Below are 18,152 nucleotides of genomic sequence, written 5' to 3' on the forward strand. Positions count from 1 at the left end.
GTTGAAGCAGTTAGATTATTTCTTCTTTGCTGCTTTCTTTTTCTTCGCGATTTTTTTCTTCTTCGCGATTTTTTGTTTCTCTACCGCTTTCTTGTCTTCTTTCTTCGGTTTCTTCTTCTTAGTCACGGCCGCTTTCTTATGTGTTGGACGCATACCTTCGATAAAGCGCTCTTTGATCGGTTCTTCAGTGTAACGAGCTACACGCTCAATCATCAGCTGGTCGTGCGCTTCAATGATAGAAACCGCGTTACCTTTTTTACCAGCACGAGCAGTACGGCCAATACGGTGCAGGTAGACATCAGCAGTACGTGGCATGTCGTAGTTGATTACGTGGCTTACGTCTGGAAGGTCGATACCACGTGCAGCAACGTCAGTCGCGAGAAGTACGTTTACCGAACCGTCACGAAAACGAGCAATCGCATTGTTACGGCGATCTTGAGGCATTTCACCTTGGATCCATGCACATGGGATTTGCGCGCTTTCAAGTTGAGCTCGTAGATCACCTAGGCGATCACGAGTTTTCAAGAAGATGATGCTGCGCTCAGCTTGTTCAGTGATGATATGTTTTAGGATATCAAGTTTGTGTTTAGCTGAATCGGCACGGTGATACCACTGAGTGATCTTCTTACGCTCACGAAGCGATGATTTAGCATCGATCTCCGCTGGGTTTTTAAGTAGATCTTCAGTGAAGCCCTCAATACCTTTACCTTCTAGTGTTGCTGAGAACAGTAAAGTTTGTTTACGCCAGCGACACTCTGCTGACAAACGGTCAACGACAGGACCAAAGCCCATGTCTAGCATGCGGTCTGCTTCATCCAGAACTAACCATTCAATCGCACGACAATCGAAACGCTCACCTTCAATGTATTCCATTAAACGACCAGGTGTTGCGACTACGATATCTTGAGTTGTACTTAAGATATCTGCGTGCTCTTGGTACATCACACCGCCCGTGATCGTGAAGATGTTCAGGCTGGTGTATTTAGCAAGTTCACGTGCTTGTTCGGTGATCTGCATTGCCAGCTCGCGCGTTGGCGTTAGGATAAGCATACGTGCAGGGCCAGATTTCTTACGTGGGAAATCCAGTAGGTATTGCAGTGCTGGCAATACAAATGATGCTGTTTTACCAGTACCTGTTGGCGCAGAAGCCAAAACGTCTCTTCCATCTAACGCTTGTGGGATTGCTTCAGCTTGTATCTGTGTTGGGCGTTCGTAGCCCATTTCGTCAATTGCTTTAAGCAGCTCTTGGTTTAGATCGAGTTCTGCAAAGGTTCTGATCACTGTTGTTTCTCCACAAGCAATAAATGTTTCTGCCTCAAAAAGCAGACGATAAAAAAGAGTAGTCGGACATTATAGAAGCATTAGTGATTAGGATCACATGGTATTTGCTACATCTTGAGATAAAAATCTTTAGTAAGGGCAATAAATGCCTCGCTATAACCATTATTGTTGTGGATCGTGAGCGATTCACACTGCAAATCTTGCTCGCAAGCAGGATCTTTAGATAACTCAAACAAAATTCGGCTAGCGGTTTTTTTGTTTGTTGTTTTCACATCAAGGCGTTTTGCTAGATACCAACCACATTGCTGGGCAAGCTTGATGAAACCTTCTCCTTCTGGAGTCGGCAGTATGAAGCTTGCGGTTGCATTTTCTGTGGTAAGTTCGAAACAACGCATGGCAAGCTGAAGGTGATCCAAGCTTCCTGTATGTCTGGCCGTTGCTCTTTGGCTTTGCTGCGCCTGTTCACCAGAGTTGAAGTAGGGTGGGTTACAGATAATCGCATCAAATCTTTGTGAAAAATCCGCCGTTAACACACTGCCATGATGAAGAGAGATGCGATCTTGCCACTGCGACTGCTCAATGTTGATTGTCGCCGCATCAATCGCGTGCAGATCAATATCGATCGCAAAGATAGAGGCATCTTCATAGCGTTGTGCCGTCATCAAGGCTAATAAGCCAGTTCCTGTCCCTATGTCGAGTACCGATGATTTCGGTGCAAGGTTAATCCACGCTCCAAGTAGTACGCCATCGGTGCTAACGGGCATGCCGCTTTGTCCACCGTAAATAGAGAATTTTTTAAAATTGAAGCTTTTGGTTTCTATTGTTTTGTCTTTCATGAATGTTCTGATTATCGAGATTTTTTAAGTGATTAGCTCTAATGTTAATTAGTTGTATGAATCAATGTTCTGTTTGGAAAGCTATTGTTGTGAATTGTGGTTAGTTTATAATTGCGTCTATTTTTCTGTATCCAGTGGAATCCACTGCTTTTGGTTCTCATATGCAAATTTATATGGTGTTTTTTTGTGGTGACTTGCAGCTAGCCAAGTGTTTCGTCATTATGCGCGACTATTTTATAGATTGATTGGCAGCTTTGAGCTGTAACATTCATGTAAGCACAACATAAACTCATAAATATAATTAAGGATTATCTGTGAAACAGAGTCTAAAACTAACAGATATAATGGCATTGGGCTTTATGCTTTTTGCGTTTTTCTTAGGTGCGGGTAACATCATCTTCCCACCTCTTGCTGGTCAATTAGCTGGTGACCATTTCCTTCCAGCGATGTTTGGTTTCTTGCTGACCGCCGTTGGTCTGCCATTAATCACTATCGTTGCTGTGGCTGTGGCTGGTGGCTCTTGGGGCCATCTAACCAAAGATCTTCCTAAGCGAGCAGCTACCATTATGGCTGTGCTGATCTTTATTATCATTGGTCCTGCATTTGCTGCACCGCGTACCGGTCTTGTTGCTTATGAGATGGCGGTGAAACCGTTCTTCATCGATGCCTCTCAAGCTCACCTTACGTTCTTTTCGATTGCATTTTTTGTTGTAGCGATGTTCTTCTCATGGTCTCAAGGTAAGCTAATCGACGTTATTGGTAAGGTGCTTACACCTGTACTATTCGTTGGTTTAGTTGTATTGGCGATTGCTGTGTTTGTTAACCCTCAAGGCGACATTTTTGCGGCACACGGAGAATATATCACTCAGCCACTAACCAAAGGTTTCCTTGAAGGTTACAACACCATGGATACTTTTGCTTCTTTGATGTTCGGCATGCTGATTGTTGATGCGATTCGCAGCAAAGGAATTACTGATCGCGCGGCAACGACTAAGTATTTAATCAGCGCAGGTTGTATTGCTGCAGCTGGTCTAGCGTTTGTTTACATCTCTTTGTTCTTCTTAGGCGCAACGAGTGCAACAGTAGCTGCAGGTGCTGACAATGGCGGTGCTATCCTAAGCCTTTACGTTCAATCACTATTTGGCCCATCTGGTCAGCTAGTACTTTCAGTGATCGTATTGCTAGCATGTCTAACAACGGCAATCGGCCTTGTTTCAGCATGTTCTGATTATTTCAGCTCGCTAACGCCTCTGTCTTACAAGACTTGGGTAATCATCAATGGTGTAGCTTGTGCAACCGTTGCGAACGTTGGCCTTTCTCAGCTGATTTCTCTATCTGTTCCAGTACTGTTTGCACTGTACCCAGTAGCAATCGCATTGGTAGCACTGACGTTCTTGCGCAGCCGCTTCCCTAATCCAAAAGCGGCTTACCGTGTGGTTGTTTTAGTGTCACTGATGTTTGCTCTTATTGATGGCGCTAAAGTTGCGGGTATCGATGTATCTGCACTTAACATGCTTCCGCTATTTGAGTTCGGTATGGGTTGGTTATTGCCAACGACTGCAGCAATCATCTGTATGTTCTTTGTTGGTAAAGCAACAGAGCAAGAGATGGCTGAAGAGACGGTTTAATCTTCCGTTAAGATTAAATCGTTAGTCCGTATTCAATATAAAGTTGAATAGAAAAGGCCTCATTACTTTGCAGTGATGAGGCCTTTTTGTATCTAATCGATCATGTTTTTTCAGCTTAGGGTTAGAAACTCGCGCTTAATTCTTAACGCTTAGCTTTAAGAAAACTGAACTTAAAGCTTTTCGCTGTACTCGACGAGTACTTGTTCAACCCAAGTTGCGATGCGTTCGTCGCTGAGTTCGTACTGTGAATCTTCATCCAGAGCTAAGCCAACGAACTGAGATTTGTCTTCCGTTAACGCTTTAGATGCTTCAAACTTGTAGCTGTCATCGTTTGGCCAGAAGCCGACAAATTCAGCGCCAGCGGTTTTCAGTTCATCATGCAATAGTCCCATCGCATCTAAGAACCATTCACCGTAGCCCTCTTGATCACCTAGACCAAACAGAGCAACAACCTTGCCTTTCATTGGCGTGGTTGCGATGTCTTCCCACAGCTCATTCCAATCTTCTTGAATTTCACCGAAATCCCAAGTAGAAATCCCTAGCAACAAAAGGTCGTAGTCCGCCATCAATGAAAGAGGGGTTTCTTTCACGTTATGGATATCAACTAGGTCTTCACCAATTATGCCGCGAATTTTTTCTGCTGCCATTTCTGTGTAGCAGGTGGTTGAGCCGTAAAATAATCCAATTTTCATAGCAAACGTTCGATTTTAATTTCAGATGGCGAATTCTAACCATAAATCGACTTCGATTGCAGCGATTATCCGCTCAAGTCGTAATTTTTATGGCATTCATATTTGCTCTGGCATACTCTCAAAACAGTTTCCAATATTGTGAGTAACACTATGCAGTCGCCTCAAGGGCAGAGCGCAGACCACGGTCTCGTTGAGCAGTTTTTAGATGCTATGTGGATGGAGCGAGGATTATCTGAAAATACCCTCGTCTCGTATCGTACTGATTTATCCAAGTTATTAGCGTGGATGGAAAAGAACAATTATCGCCTCGACTTCATTAGCCTTTCTGGTTTACAGGATTATCAAGGCTGGTTAGCTGACGCTGATTTTAAGCAGACTTCTCGTGCTCGCATGCTGTCGGCAATTCGTCGCTTATTTCAATATTTACACCGCGAGAAAATTCGAGGAGATGATCCCAGTGCCTTGTTGATCAGCCCTAAGTTGCCGCAACGCTTACCGAAAGATTTGAGCGAAGAACAGGTTGATGCCTTGCTTGAAGCGCCTGATCCGAACGATCCTATTGAGCTTCGTGATAAGGCGATGCTTGAATTACTCTATGCGACGGGTTTACGTGTTACGGAACTGGTCAGCTTAACCATGGAAAACATCAGCTTAAGACAAGGCGTAGTACGTGTTATCGGTAAGGGCGGTAAAGAACGCTTGGTTCCCATGGGCGAAAATGCCGTGGATTGGATAGAGACTTTTATTGAACAAGGTCGCCCACAACTACTCGGCGACAATAGCTCTGATGTGGTTTTTCCGAGCAAGCGTGCCAAGCAAATGACCCGTCAGACGTTTTGGTATCGTATTAAGCACTATTCAGTTGTGGCTGGTATTGATACTGAATTACTGTCACCACACGTATTAAGACACGCTTTTGCCACGCATTTACTGAACTATGGCGCAGATCTCAGGGTCGTACAGATGTTGCTGGGGCATAGTGACTTATCGACAACCCAAATTTATACTCACGTGGCGACCGAGAGGCTGAAGCAAATTCACGCTCAGCATCATCCACGTGCTTAAATCCATTTATTTTTAAGGTGAACTTAATGAGCGTATTACGCCGTCTTCCTCTATTAGCGTTTCCTCTTATGATTGCTGCATGTAATGCATCAGAAGCGAAAGTAGAACCAACATCAACAGCCGTAGAAGTTGCTTCAGCTCAAGCTATTGATACCGCTGCGTTAACTAAGCGCTTTGAAAAAATCGGTATTAAAGTCGATAAGATCGTTCCTTCAGATATTGATGGCCTGCTGGAGGTTCAAACGAACAGCGGCATTATCTTTTCTTCTCCAGAAGGTGATCATTTTATCGCGGGTACTCTTTACTCTTTGGACGACAACGGCAAGTTCAGTGATGTTTTGGCTGAGCGTCAAGCGCCGTTGAATGCTGAAAAAGTCGCGGCAATGTCAGATACGGTTATCGAATATAAAGCCGATAATGAAAAGTACTTTGTGACTGTATTTACTGACATTACGTGTGGTTACTGTGTTCGTCTGCATAGCCAAATGCAAGGCTATAACGACTTAGGAATTACTGTTCGCTACATGGCTTACCCGCGCCAAGGCGCAACTGGACAAGTTGCCGACCAAATGGCGGCAATTTGGGCTTCTGACGATCCAAAAGAAGCCATGCACGATGCGAAAGTCAATCGTCAAATGCCAGCTTCTGGTAAAAACCTAGCAGAGCAAAAGCAGATCATCGCTAAGCAATACCAATTAGGCCGTGAGCTTGGTATTAATGGCACTCCAGCTATCGTGCTAGCAAGTGGTGAATTGGTGAGTGGTTACTTACCACCAGCACAACTGCTTCAACGTTTAGAGCAGTAATCTTCATTTCTGTATTACCAACATATTCCCCATGTTTTTGATTTAAGGAGTGGCCTGATTGATATCGGGCCCATTTTTATATGATAGAGATCCAACGCCGTCCTGAGGTCGATACTTCAGTTTTACCTGCTCATTTACCTGACTTGTTAAAGCGCATCTATGTGAGTCGCGGAATCAACAGTGCCGACCAATTAGAGACAGCAGCGAAAGGCCTACACTCTTATCAAAAACTGGGTGGTATCGATGCTGCGGTTGAATTATTGTTCAAAGCCATTCAGCAGCAAAAACGCATTATCATCGTTGGTGATTTTGATGCTGATGGTGCGACCAGTTCTGCTTTGTCGGTATTGGCACTGCGCATGCTGGGTAGTTCGAATGTTGATTATCTGGTACCAAACCGTTTTGAAGATGGCTATGGTTTGAGTCCTGAAGTTGTCGTGCAGGCTATCGAACTTGGCGCTGAGGTCATCATGACGGTCGACAACGGTGTCTCTTCGATTGAAGGGGTTCGTTTTGCTAAAGAGAAAGGATTAGAAGTTTTAGTTACTGACCATCATTTACCGGGTCATGAGTTGCCCATCGTCGATGCGATGGTCAATCCGAACCTTGAAAGCTGCGCTTTTCCATCAAAGGCTTTAGCGGGGGTTGGTGTCGCCTTTTATTTGATGATGGCGCTTTGTGTTCATATGCGTAAGTTGAATTGGTTTGCAGAACGCGGCATGACAGAACCTAAGTTGATGGAACTGATTGACCTTGTGGCTCTGGGCACCGTTGCCGATGTAGTCCCGCTTGATGAAAACAACCGAATTTTGGTACATCAAGGGTTGCAGCGTATTCGTGCAGGTAAAGCTCGTCCGGGTATTCAAGCTTTGATTGAAATTGCCAAGCGAGACGCTAAGCGTTTAGTCGCATCTGATTTTGGCTTTGCACTTGGTCCTCGCATTAATGCGGCCGGCAGACTGGACGATATGTCTTTTGGTGTTGAGTTGCTAATGAGTAACAACATCCATGCTGCACGTCGAATGGCGAGTGAGCTGGATGGTTTGAACCAAACACGTAAAGAGATCGAAGAGGGTATGAAGCAAGAAGCGATGGCTTTTTGTGAGCGCCTTGAGTTTGGTAAAGACGATCTGCCTTCGGGTTTAGCGTTGTTCCAGCGTGATTGGCATCAAGGTGTGATTGGTATCTTGGCTTCGCGCATCAAAGATAAATACCATCGTCCAGTGATTGCTTTCGCTGATGGTGGGGAAGGGAGCATAAAGGGCTCTTGTCGTTCGATTCCGGGTTTACATATGCGTGATGCGTTGGACCGAATCGACACTCAAAACCCAGGTTTGATTCTTAAGTTTGGCGGTCACGCAATGGCGGCAGGCTTAACCATCATGGAAAAGGACTTTGATCGCTTCAGTAAGCTGTTTAACGATGTCGTGAAGAATGAGCTTGGAGAAACAGCACTGAAGGGCATTATCTTGTCTGATGGTGAGTTGTTACCTGAAGAGTTCTCAATGCACACCACCGAAACGCTTCGTTCAGGTGGTCCGTGGGGACAAGCTTTCCCTGAGCCAATCTTCGATGGTGAATTTAAAGTACTGCATCAAAAGTTGGTGGGTGAAAAACATCTTAAGTTGATGTTGGAGCCGCTCTACAAAGGTCACCCGGCCAATGTGATGATTGATGGTATCGCCTTTAATGTGGACCTACGCCGCTGGCCTGATGCTTCGGTGAAAACTGTGCACCTTGCATTTAAGCTCGATATTAACGAGTTTCGTGGCAACCAATCTTTGCAGCTGATGATTGATTACATCGAGGCCAAATAGTTCTTTTTAGACTCAACAATTCTCATCATATAGCGCCAAATTCAACAAGCTTTGTTCAAAAACAGAGCTTGTTCTCTTTCCTTCCCTTACAAATTTTACGTGTTTTTTCTGCCTGTCAATTTTATATCCCATTAAGTTATTGAATCTTGGTTCACCGCTCTAAAAAATTCTGTATCTCCGTCACACTTTTGAGTACAATTCTTCGGTTAAATTCTACTCATAAATGATGAGCTAAAATGTTTGAAATCAATCCTATAAAAAACCGTCTGCAGGATGTGTCTGAGCGCACAAATATCCTGAGGGGGTATCTTTGACTATGACGCTAAGAAAGAGCGTCTAGAAGAAGTAAACGCAGAATTAGAACAACCGGATGTATGGAACGAACCTGAGCGTGCTCAAGCGCTAGGTAAAGAACGTTCTGCATTGGAAGCGGTAGTAGAAACAATCGACCAACTTGACCAAGGCGTTGAGGATGTTGATGGCCTATTAGAGCTTGCGGTTGAAGAAGAAGATCAAGAAACGTTCGATGAGATTGAACCAGAACTCGCCGAGCTTGAAGCTAAGCTAGAGAAGCTGGAATTCCGTCGTATGTTCTCTGGTGATCACGATGCATCAGATTGCTACATCGATTTACAGTCAGGCTCGGGCGGTACAGAAGCTCAAGACTGGACTTCAATGATGTTGCGTATGTACTTACGTTGGGCTGATTCGAAAGGCTTCAAGACTGAAGTTATCGAAGTGTCTGATGGTGATGTTGCTGGCCTTAAAGGTGCAACGGTACGTATCTCTGGTGAGTACGCTTACGGTTGGTTACGTACAGAGACTGGTGTTCACCGTCTAGTTCGTAAGTCACCATTTGATTCAAGTGGTCGTCGTCATACTTCATTTGCCTCTGCGTTTATCTATCCTGAGATTGATGACAACATTACGATCGACATTAATCCTTCTGACTTACGTATTGATGTATACCGTGCCTCTGGCGCTGGTGGTCAGCACGTAAACACCACGGAATCAGCGGTACGTATTACTCACGTTCCGACTAACACCGTGGTTCAGTGTCAGAATGACCGTTCGCAGCATAAGAACAAAGATCAAGCGATGAAGCAGCTACGTGCTAAGCTTTTTGAACTTGAGATTCAAAAACAAAATGCTGAAAAACAAGCGAGCGAAGAAACGAAATCAGACATCGGTTGGGGCAGTCAGATCCGCTCTTACGTACTGGATGATTCTCGTATCAAAGATTTACGCACCGGCATCGAAAACCGTAACACTCAAGCGGTTCTTGACGGTGACTTAGACAAGTTTATTGAAGCTAGCCTGAAATCAGGTCTGTAAGCTTTATCAACTATTAAGCTTTACCAATAATATTGGTAAAAATGCCTATATTTGAAAAAATATAGCTGTCCAAATTATAAAAGCAGGGTACATCTCTAATGACTGATGCTGTTCAAAACGAAAACGCACAAGAAGCTTCTTCACCTGAAGAGAACAAACTAATCGCTGAGCGCCGCAGCAAGCTGGATCACATCCGCCAAAACTGCAAAGCTAACGGTCACCCAAATGACTTCCGTCGTGAGCACCTAGCTGGCGACCTTCAAGCGGAATTCGGTGAGAAGACTAAGGAAGAGCTCGAAGAGCTTAACCACATCGTTGCGATCGCTGGTCGTATTATGGCGAAGCGTGGTCCATTCCTTGCGATTCAAGAAACTTCTGGTCGTATCCAAGCATACGCAGCGAAAGACGTTCAAAAAGTACTAAAAGAGAAGTACCAAGGCCTAGATATCGGTGACATCATCGGTGTTAAAGGTGCGCTTCACAAATCAGGTAAAGGCGACCTTTACGTGAACATGGAAGAGTTTGAATTGCTAACGAAAGCACTTCGTCCTCTGCCAGAGAAGTTCCACGGTCTAACTGACCAAGAGATGCGTTACCGTCAGCGTTACGTTGATCTAATCGTGAACGAAGACTCTCGTAACACATTCATCGTGCGTTCTAAGCTTGTGTCTTCAATCCGTAACTTCATGAGCTCAAAAGGCTACCTAGAAGTTGAAACGCCAATGATGCACGTGATCCCAGGCGGTGCAACAGCACGTCCATTCATCACTCATCACAACGCACTAGACATCGACATGTACCTACGTGTTGCACCTGAGCTTTACCTTAAGCGTCTAGTGGTTGGTGGTTTTGACCGTGTATTCGAGATCAACCGTAACTTCCGTAACGAAGGTCTCTCTCCACGTCACAACCCAGAATTCACAATGATGGAATTCTACCAAGCGTACTCTGACTACAAAGATCTAATGGATCTAACGGAAGAGATGCTAAGCACAGCAGCAATGGACGTTCTTGGTTCTACTTCTATGCCTTACGGTGAGGAAACAGTTGAGTTCGGTGGCACTTACGCTCGCATGAGCATGTTCGATGCAATCAAACACTACACTCCTGAAAATGCAAACATTCAAGCTTTGACTGAAGATGATCTTCAGAACAGAGAATTGATGGTTAAAATTGCAGAAGAAGTAGGTCTGTACGTTGAGAAGTTTTGGACGTGTGGTCAGCTTCTTGAAGAGATCTTTGGTGAAACGGCTGAGCCTCAGCTAATTCAACCAACGTTCATCACTGGCTACCCAGCGGACATCTCTCCTCTAGCACGTCGTAGCGATGACAACCCATTCTTCACAGACCGTTTTGAGTTCTTCATCGGTGGCCGTGAAGTCGCGAACGGTTTCTCTGAGCTTAACGATGCACAAGATCAAGACGAACGTTTCAAAGCGCAAGTTAACGCGAAAGACGCGGGTGATGATGAAGCTATGTACTACGATGCAGACTACATTACAGCACTAGAGCACGGCCTACCGCCAACAGCGGGTCAAGGTATCGGTATCGACCGTCTAGCGATGCTATTTACAAACACGCACACAATTCGTGATGTGATTTTGTTCCCGGCAATGCGCCCACAAGCGTAATTTTCGCTTACGGTTTGTAACAAACGCGTTAATTGAAAAGCCACCTTCGGGTGGCTTTTCTGCTTTTATGACTTTAAAACCTTGCTTGCACCGCACTCTTGATTCGAAAAATCACTATTTCTGACATAGTCTTACTATTGAGACGAAAAATCTAAGATAGTCTCATTATTATACGCCTCGGCGCTGAATACGATCTCGTGGCATTTTGTAGAGTTATCAGCATTAAACTCGTATTAGTCTGATTTAAATAAAAATAGAATAAGGAAGAAGGATGGGAACTCAATTTAAGATGGATTCCTTACCAGGTTCTCTTATCGTGGTTGGTGGTGCGTACGAACCCTGGTTATCAGTGTTAGAACAAGTGGGTTGGCAGTGTACCCAGTGTGCAGATCTACGAAAAGCCGATGCCTTGATTGCTGACATTGGTCCATGTATCGGTATTGTTGATCTTAGCCATGATGAGTTTAGTCTTAACGGTATTGCTAACCTCGTAAGCAATAACAAGCAGGTGCGATGGCTCGCCTTTATTCGTGAATCTCAATTGAGCTCTGATACGATCTGCCAATTTATCGTTAACTTCTGTATCGACTTTTTCACGGCACCAATCCCTGATGCTCAGCTACTGAGTACTATTGGTCACCAGTTGGGTATGCTCAAGCTTGAGCAGAAAGTATGGCCAAACTACGGCATTAACAACAATATGGGCCTATTGGGTGACTCTGTGGCTGTGAAGCGCTTGAGAGACCAAGTAAAGCGCATTGGGCCTACTGATGTCAGTATCTTAATTTACGGAGAGAGTGGGGCAGGTAAAGAGACGATCGCACGTTCTATTCATCAAAACTCTTCGCGAGCACAGAATCCATTTCTAACGGTTAATTGCCGTGCCTTGTCTGAAATGAGAATAGAAGCTGAAGTGTTTGGTATTTCAACACAGCAAACTTCGGCACCGTGTATATTAGAAGAAGCAGACGGCGGAACTATCTTACTCAATGATGTGTTGGCGATGCCCCGTAATCAACAATTGAATCTACTTCGCTTTTTACAAGAAGGCAAAATTGAAACTGCGGCAGGGCCAAAATCTATCGATGTACGTATTCTGGCGGCGAACTCTTCTGATATCGAAAAAGCATTGATTGAAGGTGACTTCAATGAAGAATTGTATCATTACATTAATGTGTTGCGTATTCATGTTCCGAGTCTGAAAGAGCGTGTGAGCGATATTTCTGTGTTAGCGAATCATTTCTTACGTGAGTACTCGAAAGAGTTTAATGCTCAGGCTAAGAGTTTCTCAGAGGATGCTATTCGTTCAATGAATCGCTACCACTGGCCAGGCAACGTTCGTGAGCTGATGAATCAGATAAAGCGTGTTGTTCTGATGTCGGATGCCGTGATCATAGAAGATCACCAACTTGATTTACCAAAACAGAATGATGAACGTCGCAGTTTGAAAAGCATTCGTGAGCGTTCAGAGCGCGATGCATTGTTGATTGTATTGGAATCTTACGGTGGACAGGTCTCGTTGGCTGCTAAGGAGCTCGGAGTATCACGAGCAACGATGTACCGTTTATTGAATAAACACAGCCTTATTTCTGAGGGCGTTATTTAGAATTCTTTGCTAAGTGATTCAATCTGTTAGTGTAAATTTAAGAGCGACGCATCATGCGTGGCTCTTTTTGTTGTTAGTCGCTGTGTTCACATTCGAACAATTGAGAGATGCCCCCTAGGTCACTAAGAGATATGTTCTGTGATTTTATATAATAATAGTGAATATCTTATATATAAATGAATATGCAACTGATATTCCAGGTGAATGCATTGTTTTAAAAATGTGAGCCAATTAGCGGTTGAATAATATACTCACTTGGTTAGACTTTAACCGTGAAAGCAGAGTTTTAACAAAGACTTGTCTGCTTTCACTACCCCATTTCTTTTTGGATTTTTTAGTTAGCTTGGAGGCGCAAATGAAACATTTCGATTTTATACAGCATATTTGCGCTTCGTTTGATCCGTGTTCTGACATGGTGACTGTTATGTCACAAACATCAGCCATGGCCGATCGAAACACCCAAGATAAACCTAACTAATAGATCCGTATCCTTATTTGGCTGCGGAAAAATAGCAGCTAAGTGAGAAACCCTCATACGATCTAACACGCTATTTTTCCTCAGTTTATTCAACAACTGGAGAGTTATTATGCGTCACTCAGTATATTTAAAATTAGCAACAGTCCTTATCCGTGCAGACCTTCGTCGTGAAGAGCGTGAATGGCAACGAAAAGTTCGTCGCAGTTCATATGATCTACCATGGAACAATACTCACTTACTAAGAGATATTGGTCTTGAAGCCGATGGTCGACCTATTGGTTTTTCTGAACCCGAAGTTGTTACGATTGAACGTCGAGTACGTCACCTTCGTCGTGTCTTAAGTGCGCGAATACCGACGTAATCTGCGGGGTTGATAGCACCTTTCAACCCCTAGGATAAATCACAGTGATAGTTATGGCGTCGAAAGTGCAAACTTTTGAATTAGAACTGGCCAAAAAAGAGAAGCACTTGCTTCTCTTTTTTGCTTTTTTAAGTCGTTACCTAGTAAAGGAAAAGAGTTCTACTACTCTTTAAAGAGCAGGGGAGGACGGTTATGCAAAAGCATCAATTAGACATGTGGTTACATGGAGAGCACAAAGACTCTTATCAAACACCCAAAGTGTACGTTATTGGTTGTTCTGATATCTCAGAGTATCTATTGGCGGTGGAGTACAAACACAAGCTAGAACCTGTAAAGCAAGACGGCGAGCCGCTTCACTTTGGATCCTTGGATCAAGTGAAAGAGGAGTTACTCCGGCTCGGCTTTGAAAAGGCTTACCTTCGCTTGCACAACGCGTATGATGAGTTTGGTAATGAACCTAGCCAGAGTTACTGCGATATTGAATTAGCGCTTAAACCTCATTAGAGGGAATTTACAGCGTACTTATAATCAGTATGTTCGACTTTCGTTCTCGACAGTTATGCATAGTGTGCAGTCAGCAGTTTATGGGTGAACTGGGTTCTTAAGTAAAAACCACGAGGTTTGGTTTTTATGGGTTTACCGCTTGCACCGTAAGCTTCCGTTAACACACGACTGTTTGCGGCCTTAGGGCGTAAATGCAGTGCTTCACCGTGCCTTGCTGTTATCTGTTCAACATTGCCTAAAACAATCAACTCCATCAGCTCTTCCCAATCTCTTTTCAATAGTTCATCTTCTTCTTGGCTTGGCGTCCATAATAAAGGTGAACCAACATGCCTTTCTGCCAACGGGATTTCTCTTTCTCCTTCAACTGGGATCCACAGCACTTTAGACAGTTTATTTCTAACGTGGCTAGTTTCCCATGTTATGCCTTGTACGCCCATCAGTGGCGCAACACAAACAAACGTTGTTTCGAGTGGCTTTCCAGAATAACCAATCGGAATGCTTTTAAGTTCGATGCCCAGCTTTGCAAAATCCTGTTCTGGCTTACTGCCAGCGGGTGCACCTAAATGCCATTCTAACAGCTGCCCAACCCAACCTTTATCACGCTTAAGGTCGCTTGGCATCACCATCTCGGCTTCATCGGAGAGCTCTTTGAAGGTCATCCCGGCAATAGTATACGCTCTGTCTAATAGCTCTTGTTGTGTTTGTGGTTCTGGTTTCATAATAAAAAGCATAATCAAAAAAACGATTTTACCAGAAGTTATCACCATATGACGACTGGTTAAGAAATGATCTCCTTACTTAAAAAGGGATCAAACTCGTGGTTATCCACAGGACATAAAGGTAATTAATTGAAATATTAATTTAGTGTATAAATAAACAGGGGTTTGTGGTGGATAAAATGCTTGCTAAATAGGGGGCAAAATGAATCTTTCAGTTGCTAGTGTGGATAAACACCTGAGTGGTTGATCTTTAACCACGTTCGATTTTTGAAAGATCTTTTGCTTTCTAAATGTTTTTAAAATTATGATTATGATTTTAATTTGTTGATTTTTAATGGTTTAAAATGTTGATAATTGATTTGTTGTTTAAGGTGTTGATGAATCTATGGATTAAAAAAAACGATTGCGGGGAATTCTTCACATAGTTATTCACAGAAAAGGTGAATAAATGTGGTCTATGTCTCACTATTGTGTGGGTAACTAGAATTTGAGCAAAACTTATCCATATTCGTAGTTAATATTCATAAATATAGCGCTTATCACGTCACTAAGTTTGCTCCGATTGGGGATATGTGGAAAAATCAGAGTAATTAAAAATTTAGATAGAGGTTGGCCAGTGATAGATGGCGATGGTTACCGATTAAATGTTGGTATTGTAATCTGTAACAACCATGGTCAGGTCTTCTGGGCTAAACGATACGGGCAACATTCATGGCAATTCCCTCAAGGGGGAATAGATGAAGGTGAAACTCCGGAACAGGCAATGTACCGTGAGTTGTATGAAGAGGTTGGCCTTACTAAAAAGGATGTAAAGATCGTCGCGACAAGTCGTCATTGGTTACGCTATAAGCTACCCAAACGACTGGTTCGGTGGGATTCTAAACCTGTCTGTATTGGACAAAAACAGAAGTGGTTCCTTTTACGCTTAGATTGCGATGAATCGCAGATCAATATGCAGCGTGGAAGTACACCTGAATTTGATGGTTGGCGTTGGGTGAGTTACTGGTACCCTGTTCGACAAGTTGTTTCTTTTAAGCGAGATGTGTACCGTCGAGCGATGAAAGAATTCGCATCTTTGGCAATGCCGTTTAAAGAGCGAAAAACAAAAGGAAAACGCAAATTGCGTAGAGGTTAAGCATGCTCAGTCAACTAAGGGAAATAGTTGAACACGTATCAAGAGTTGAAGATGTGTCGACGGCTCTTGATATTTTAGTTAAAGAGACATGCAGTGCGATGCAGACGGAATGTTGCACCGTGTATTTGGCAAATAATGATATGCAGCGCCTTGAGTTGATGGCAACTCAAGGCCTGATCTTCAAAGGCAATAGTATTCACATTGGTTTTGACGAAGGCCTGGTTGGCCTTGTTAAAAGAAGCGCTGAACCTATCAACCTTGCACAAGCGTCTGCTCACCCTGCTTATAAATTTTTTCCGGAGTTGGGAGAAAAGGTTTATCACTCTTTTCTCGGTACTCCGATTATCCATCGCAAGCAAGTGCTTGGTGTTTTGGTTATTCAACAGAAATCTCCTCGTTTATTCAGTGAAATGGAAGAGTCTTTCCTTGTCACTCTTTCAGCACAACTTGCGGTTATTGTGGCGCATGCCCAAACCCAAGGTCATTGGTTATTAGAACAACAAAAGTTGCCGGCGACGAAAGGTATCGCAGCGTCATCAGGTGTAGCGATTGGTGATTTGTGGTGGGACAACACGCAACCTGAATTAACCGATGTTTATCCGGCTTCGACGCTTAATGTTGAAAGAGAGCATGAGTTGCTGGCGGTTGCTGTCGAAAATGCTCTGAATGACTTTAAGCGCATGCGCAAGCGTTTGGACAGCGAAATAAACAAAGATGCGTTGGCGATCTTTGACCTGTTTACTCACTTACTCAACGATCCCATGTTGCGTAAGGATCTGAAAAGCCAAATTCAGAAGGGCGATAAAGCTGATTGGGCACTAAGACAAGTTGTTGAAAGTTACTCTAATCGCTTTGCTCGTATGTCTGATGTCTATCTTCGCGAGAGAGCACAAGACATTCGAGAGCTCGGACAAAGGCTGCTGTATTTCCTTCATAACTCTGAGCATGAACTCCGCACGTTAGACAAGCCCATTATTCTGGTGGTACGTGAACTAACGGCCTCTGTTTTGGCGTCTATTCCAAAAGAAAAATTGTTGGCGGTCATTTCCTTGGAAGGGGCGGCGAACTCTCACGCAGCGATCTTATCTCGTGCGCTTGGCATTCCTTCGGTGATGGGGGTCAATTTCAACCTTGCCCAAGCTAATGGTAAGCAAGCGATTGTCGATGGGTATAGCGGTGAGATTTTTATTGAGCCGAGTCATAACTTACTTAGTGAATACCAAGGGCTGATTCTAGAAGAAAGTGAACTCTCTTCTATGGTCAACCGAGAATTATATTTACCAGCAAGAACGCAAGATGATCAGCAAATAGAGATCTTGCTCAATGCTGGTTTGAGTGCGGATACTAATATAGCGATTAACCAAGGGGTTGACGGCGTAGGCTTGTATCGAACGGAAATTTCTTTCTTGTTACAGCAGAGATTCCCGTCAGAAGACGAACAGTTCAAGCAGTACCGTTCTGTATTATCGAGCTATCCCGAGAAGCAAGTGGTGATGCGTACGTTGGATATTGGTGGTGATAAGGCATTACCTTATTTCCCGATTGAAGAGGACAATCCGTTTCTTGGCTGGCGTGGTATTCGTTTTACACTCGATCACCCAGATATCTTTATTATTCAACTACGCGCCATGTTGCGTGCGAGCTGTGATAGTCAGAATTTAAGTATCCTATTACCAATGATTTCGGGTGCTCAAGAGCTGGATGATGCGGTTCAGCTTATAGAACAGGCTTACGATGAAGTACACGAGCTTGATAATAGAGTACGCATGCCTCGCATTGGTATCATGATCGAAGTGCCATCAATGCTGTATTTGCTGCCGTTAATCGCAGGCAAGGTCGATTTTGTTTCTGTGGGTACCAATGACTTAACCCAATATTTATTGGCCGTTGATCGGAACAATTCCCGCGTATCTGATGTCTATGAATCCATGCACCCTGCGGTGATCATGGCATTAAAACAAATTCATGATACATGTAAGCAATATCAATTACCTGTGTGTATTTGTGGCGAGCTAGCTGGTGATCCTATGGGCGCATTACTGTTGATTGGGCTAGGGTACGAAACGTTAAGTATGAATACCTCAAATGTCGCTAGAACCAAATACTTGATTCGCCAATCTAACCTGAGTGAATTACAGGATTTAGCAAATAAGGCACTTTCAAAACCGTATGGTCGTGACATCTATAGTATGATGCTCAACTATTTCGAAGAGCGTGAATTTACAGGCTTCATTCGAGCAGGTAAAAAATAGGATTTG

15 protein-coding genes are annotated in these 18,152 nt (G+C 43.7%); 11 read left to right on the forward strand and 4 right to left on the reverse strand.

The genetic code is table 11. From position 1 onward, the window contains the following. Positions 1-15: 15 nt before the first annotated feature. Positions 16-1,281 carry an ATP-dependent RNA helicase SrmB gene (gene srmB / locus ACFI6G_RS11535; RefSeq protein ID WP_010434808.1) on the reverse strand — a complete coding sequence of 422 codons (1,266 nt, stop codon included), beginning with the start codon at positions 1,279-1,281 and terminating at the stop codon, positions 16-18. Positions 1,282-1,388: 107 nt separating this feature from the next. Next, a complete protein-coding gene (locus tag ACFI6G_RS11540) occupies positions 1,389-2,117 on the reverse strand; it encodes a tRNA1(Val) (adenine(37)-N6)-methyltransferase (RefSeq protein WP_010434811.1) in 729 nt (242 codons plus the stop codon). A 314-nt stretch (positions 2,118-2,431) separates the two neighbouring features. Here ACFI6G_RS11540 and brnQ point away from each other — a divergent pair, with 314 nt between their 5' ends. Next, positions 2,432-3,745, forward strand: a complete 1,314-nt coding sequence (gene brnQ / locus ACFI6G_RS11545; protein WP_010434813.1) for a branched-chain amino acid transport system II carrier protein — start codon at positions 2,432-2,434, stop codon at positions 3,743-3,745. Between the two features lie 170 nt (positions 3,746-3,915). On the opposite strand, the gene fldB is transcribed toward brnQ, so the two are convergent. Beyond that, positions 3,916-4,437 carry a flavodoxin FldB gene (fldB, locus tag ACFI6G_RS11550; RefSeq protein WP_016791805.1) on the reverse strand — a complete coding sequence of 174 codons (522 nt, stop codon included), beginning with the start codon at positions 4,435-4,437 and terminating at the stop codon, positions 3,916-3,918. 150 nt (positions 4,438-4,587) lie between these two features. On the opposite strand from fldB, the gene xerD reads away from it, so the two are divergent. The 8 genes from xerD (at position 4,588) to ACFI6G_RS11590 (ending at position 14,040) form a co-directional block, all read left to right on the forward strand. Continuing rightward, on the forward strand, positions 4,588-5,502 hold the full coding sequence (xerD, locus tag ACFI6G_RS11555) for a site-specific tyrosine recombinase XerD (RefSeq protein ID WP_010434816.1): 915 nt from the start codon (positions 4,588-4,590) through the stop codon (positions 5,500-5,502). Positions 5,503-5,528: 26 nt separating this feature from the next. Then, positions 5,529-6,308, forward strand: a complete 780-nt coding sequence (locus ACFI6G_RS11560) for a thioredoxin fold domain-containing protein (protein ID WP_010434817.1) — start codon at positions 5,529-5,531, stop codon at positions 6,306-6,308. 80 nt (positions 6,309-6,388) lie between these two features. Beyond that, positions 6,389-8,125 (forward strand): single-stranded-DNA-specific exonuclease RecJ, encoded by a 1,737-nt coding sequence (gene recJ / locus ACFI6G_RS11565; RefSeq protein ID WP_016767733.1) that lies wholly within the window; start codon positions 6,389-6,391, stop codon positions 8,123-8,125. A gap of 236 nt (positions 8,126-8,361) precedes the next feature. Next, positions 8,362-9,460, forward strand: a protein-coding gene (prfB, locus tag ACFI6G_RS11570) for a peptide chain release factor 2 (protein WP_100208942.1) whose coding sequence is annotated in 2 segments (ribosomal slippage) — positions 8,362-8,436 and positions 8,438-9,460 — 1,098 coding nt in all. Because the reading frame shifts where the segments join, the coding sequence is not laid out codon by codon here. A gap of 98 nt (positions 9,461-9,558) precedes the next feature. Beyond that, entirely contained in the window at positions 9,559-11,091 is a 1,533-nt protein-coding gene (lysS, locus tag ACFI6G_RS11575; protein WP_010434820.1) for a lysine--tRNA ligase, read from the forward strand. Between the two features lie 271 nt (positions 11,092-11,362). After that, a complete protein-coding gene (gene vpsR / locus ACFI6G_RS11580; protein ID WP_010434821.1) occupies positions 11,363-12,697 on the forward strand; it encodes a cyclic-di-GMP-binding transcriptional regulator VpsR in 1,335 nt (444 codons plus the stop codon). Positions 12,698-13,284: 587 nt separating this feature from the next. Further along, positions 13,285-13,536, forward strand: a complete 252-nt coding sequence (locus tag ACFI6G_RS11585; RefSeq protein ID WP_004735015.1) for a hypothetical protein — start codon at positions 13,285-13,287, stop codon at positions 13,534-13,536. A 192-nt stretch (positions 13,537-13,728) separates the two neighbouring features. Continuing rightward, positions 13,729-14,040: a DUF6482 family protein gene (locus ACFI6G_RS11590; protein WP_004735016.1), complete on the forward strand. Its 312-nt coding sequence runs from the start codon at positions 13,729-13,731 to the stop codon at positions 14,038-14,040. A gap of 53 nt (positions 14,041-14,093) precedes the next feature. Here ACFI6G_RS11590 and mutH read toward each other — a convergent pair whose 3' ends face one another. Continuing rightward, positions 14,094-14,759 (reverse strand): DNA mismatch repair endonuclease MutH, encoded by a 666-nt coding sequence (mutH, locus tag ACFI6G_RS11595; RefSeq protein WP_010434822.1) that lies wholly within the window; start codon positions 14,757-14,759, stop codon positions 14,094-14,096. 616 nt (positions 14,760-15,375) lie between these two features. Between mutH and rppH the strand changes: the two genes are divergently transcribed. Continuing rightward, positions 15,376-15,894, forward strand: a complete 519-nt coding sequence (gene rppH, locus ACFI6G_RS11600) for an RNA pyrophosphohydrolase (protein ID WP_004735018.1) — start codon at positions 15,376-15,378, stop codon at positions 15,892-15,894. Between the two features lie 2 nt (positions 15,895-15,896). Next, positions 15,897-18,146 (forward strand): phosphoenolpyruvate--protein phosphotransferase, encoded by a 2,250-nt coding sequence (gene ptsP / locus ACFI6G_RS11605; protein WP_016767731.1) that lies wholly within the window; start codon positions 15,897-15,899, stop codon positions 18,144-18,146. Positions 18,147-18,152: the final 6 nt, after the last annotated feature.

This window comes from Vibrio sp. PSi01 (assembly GCF_054960695.1).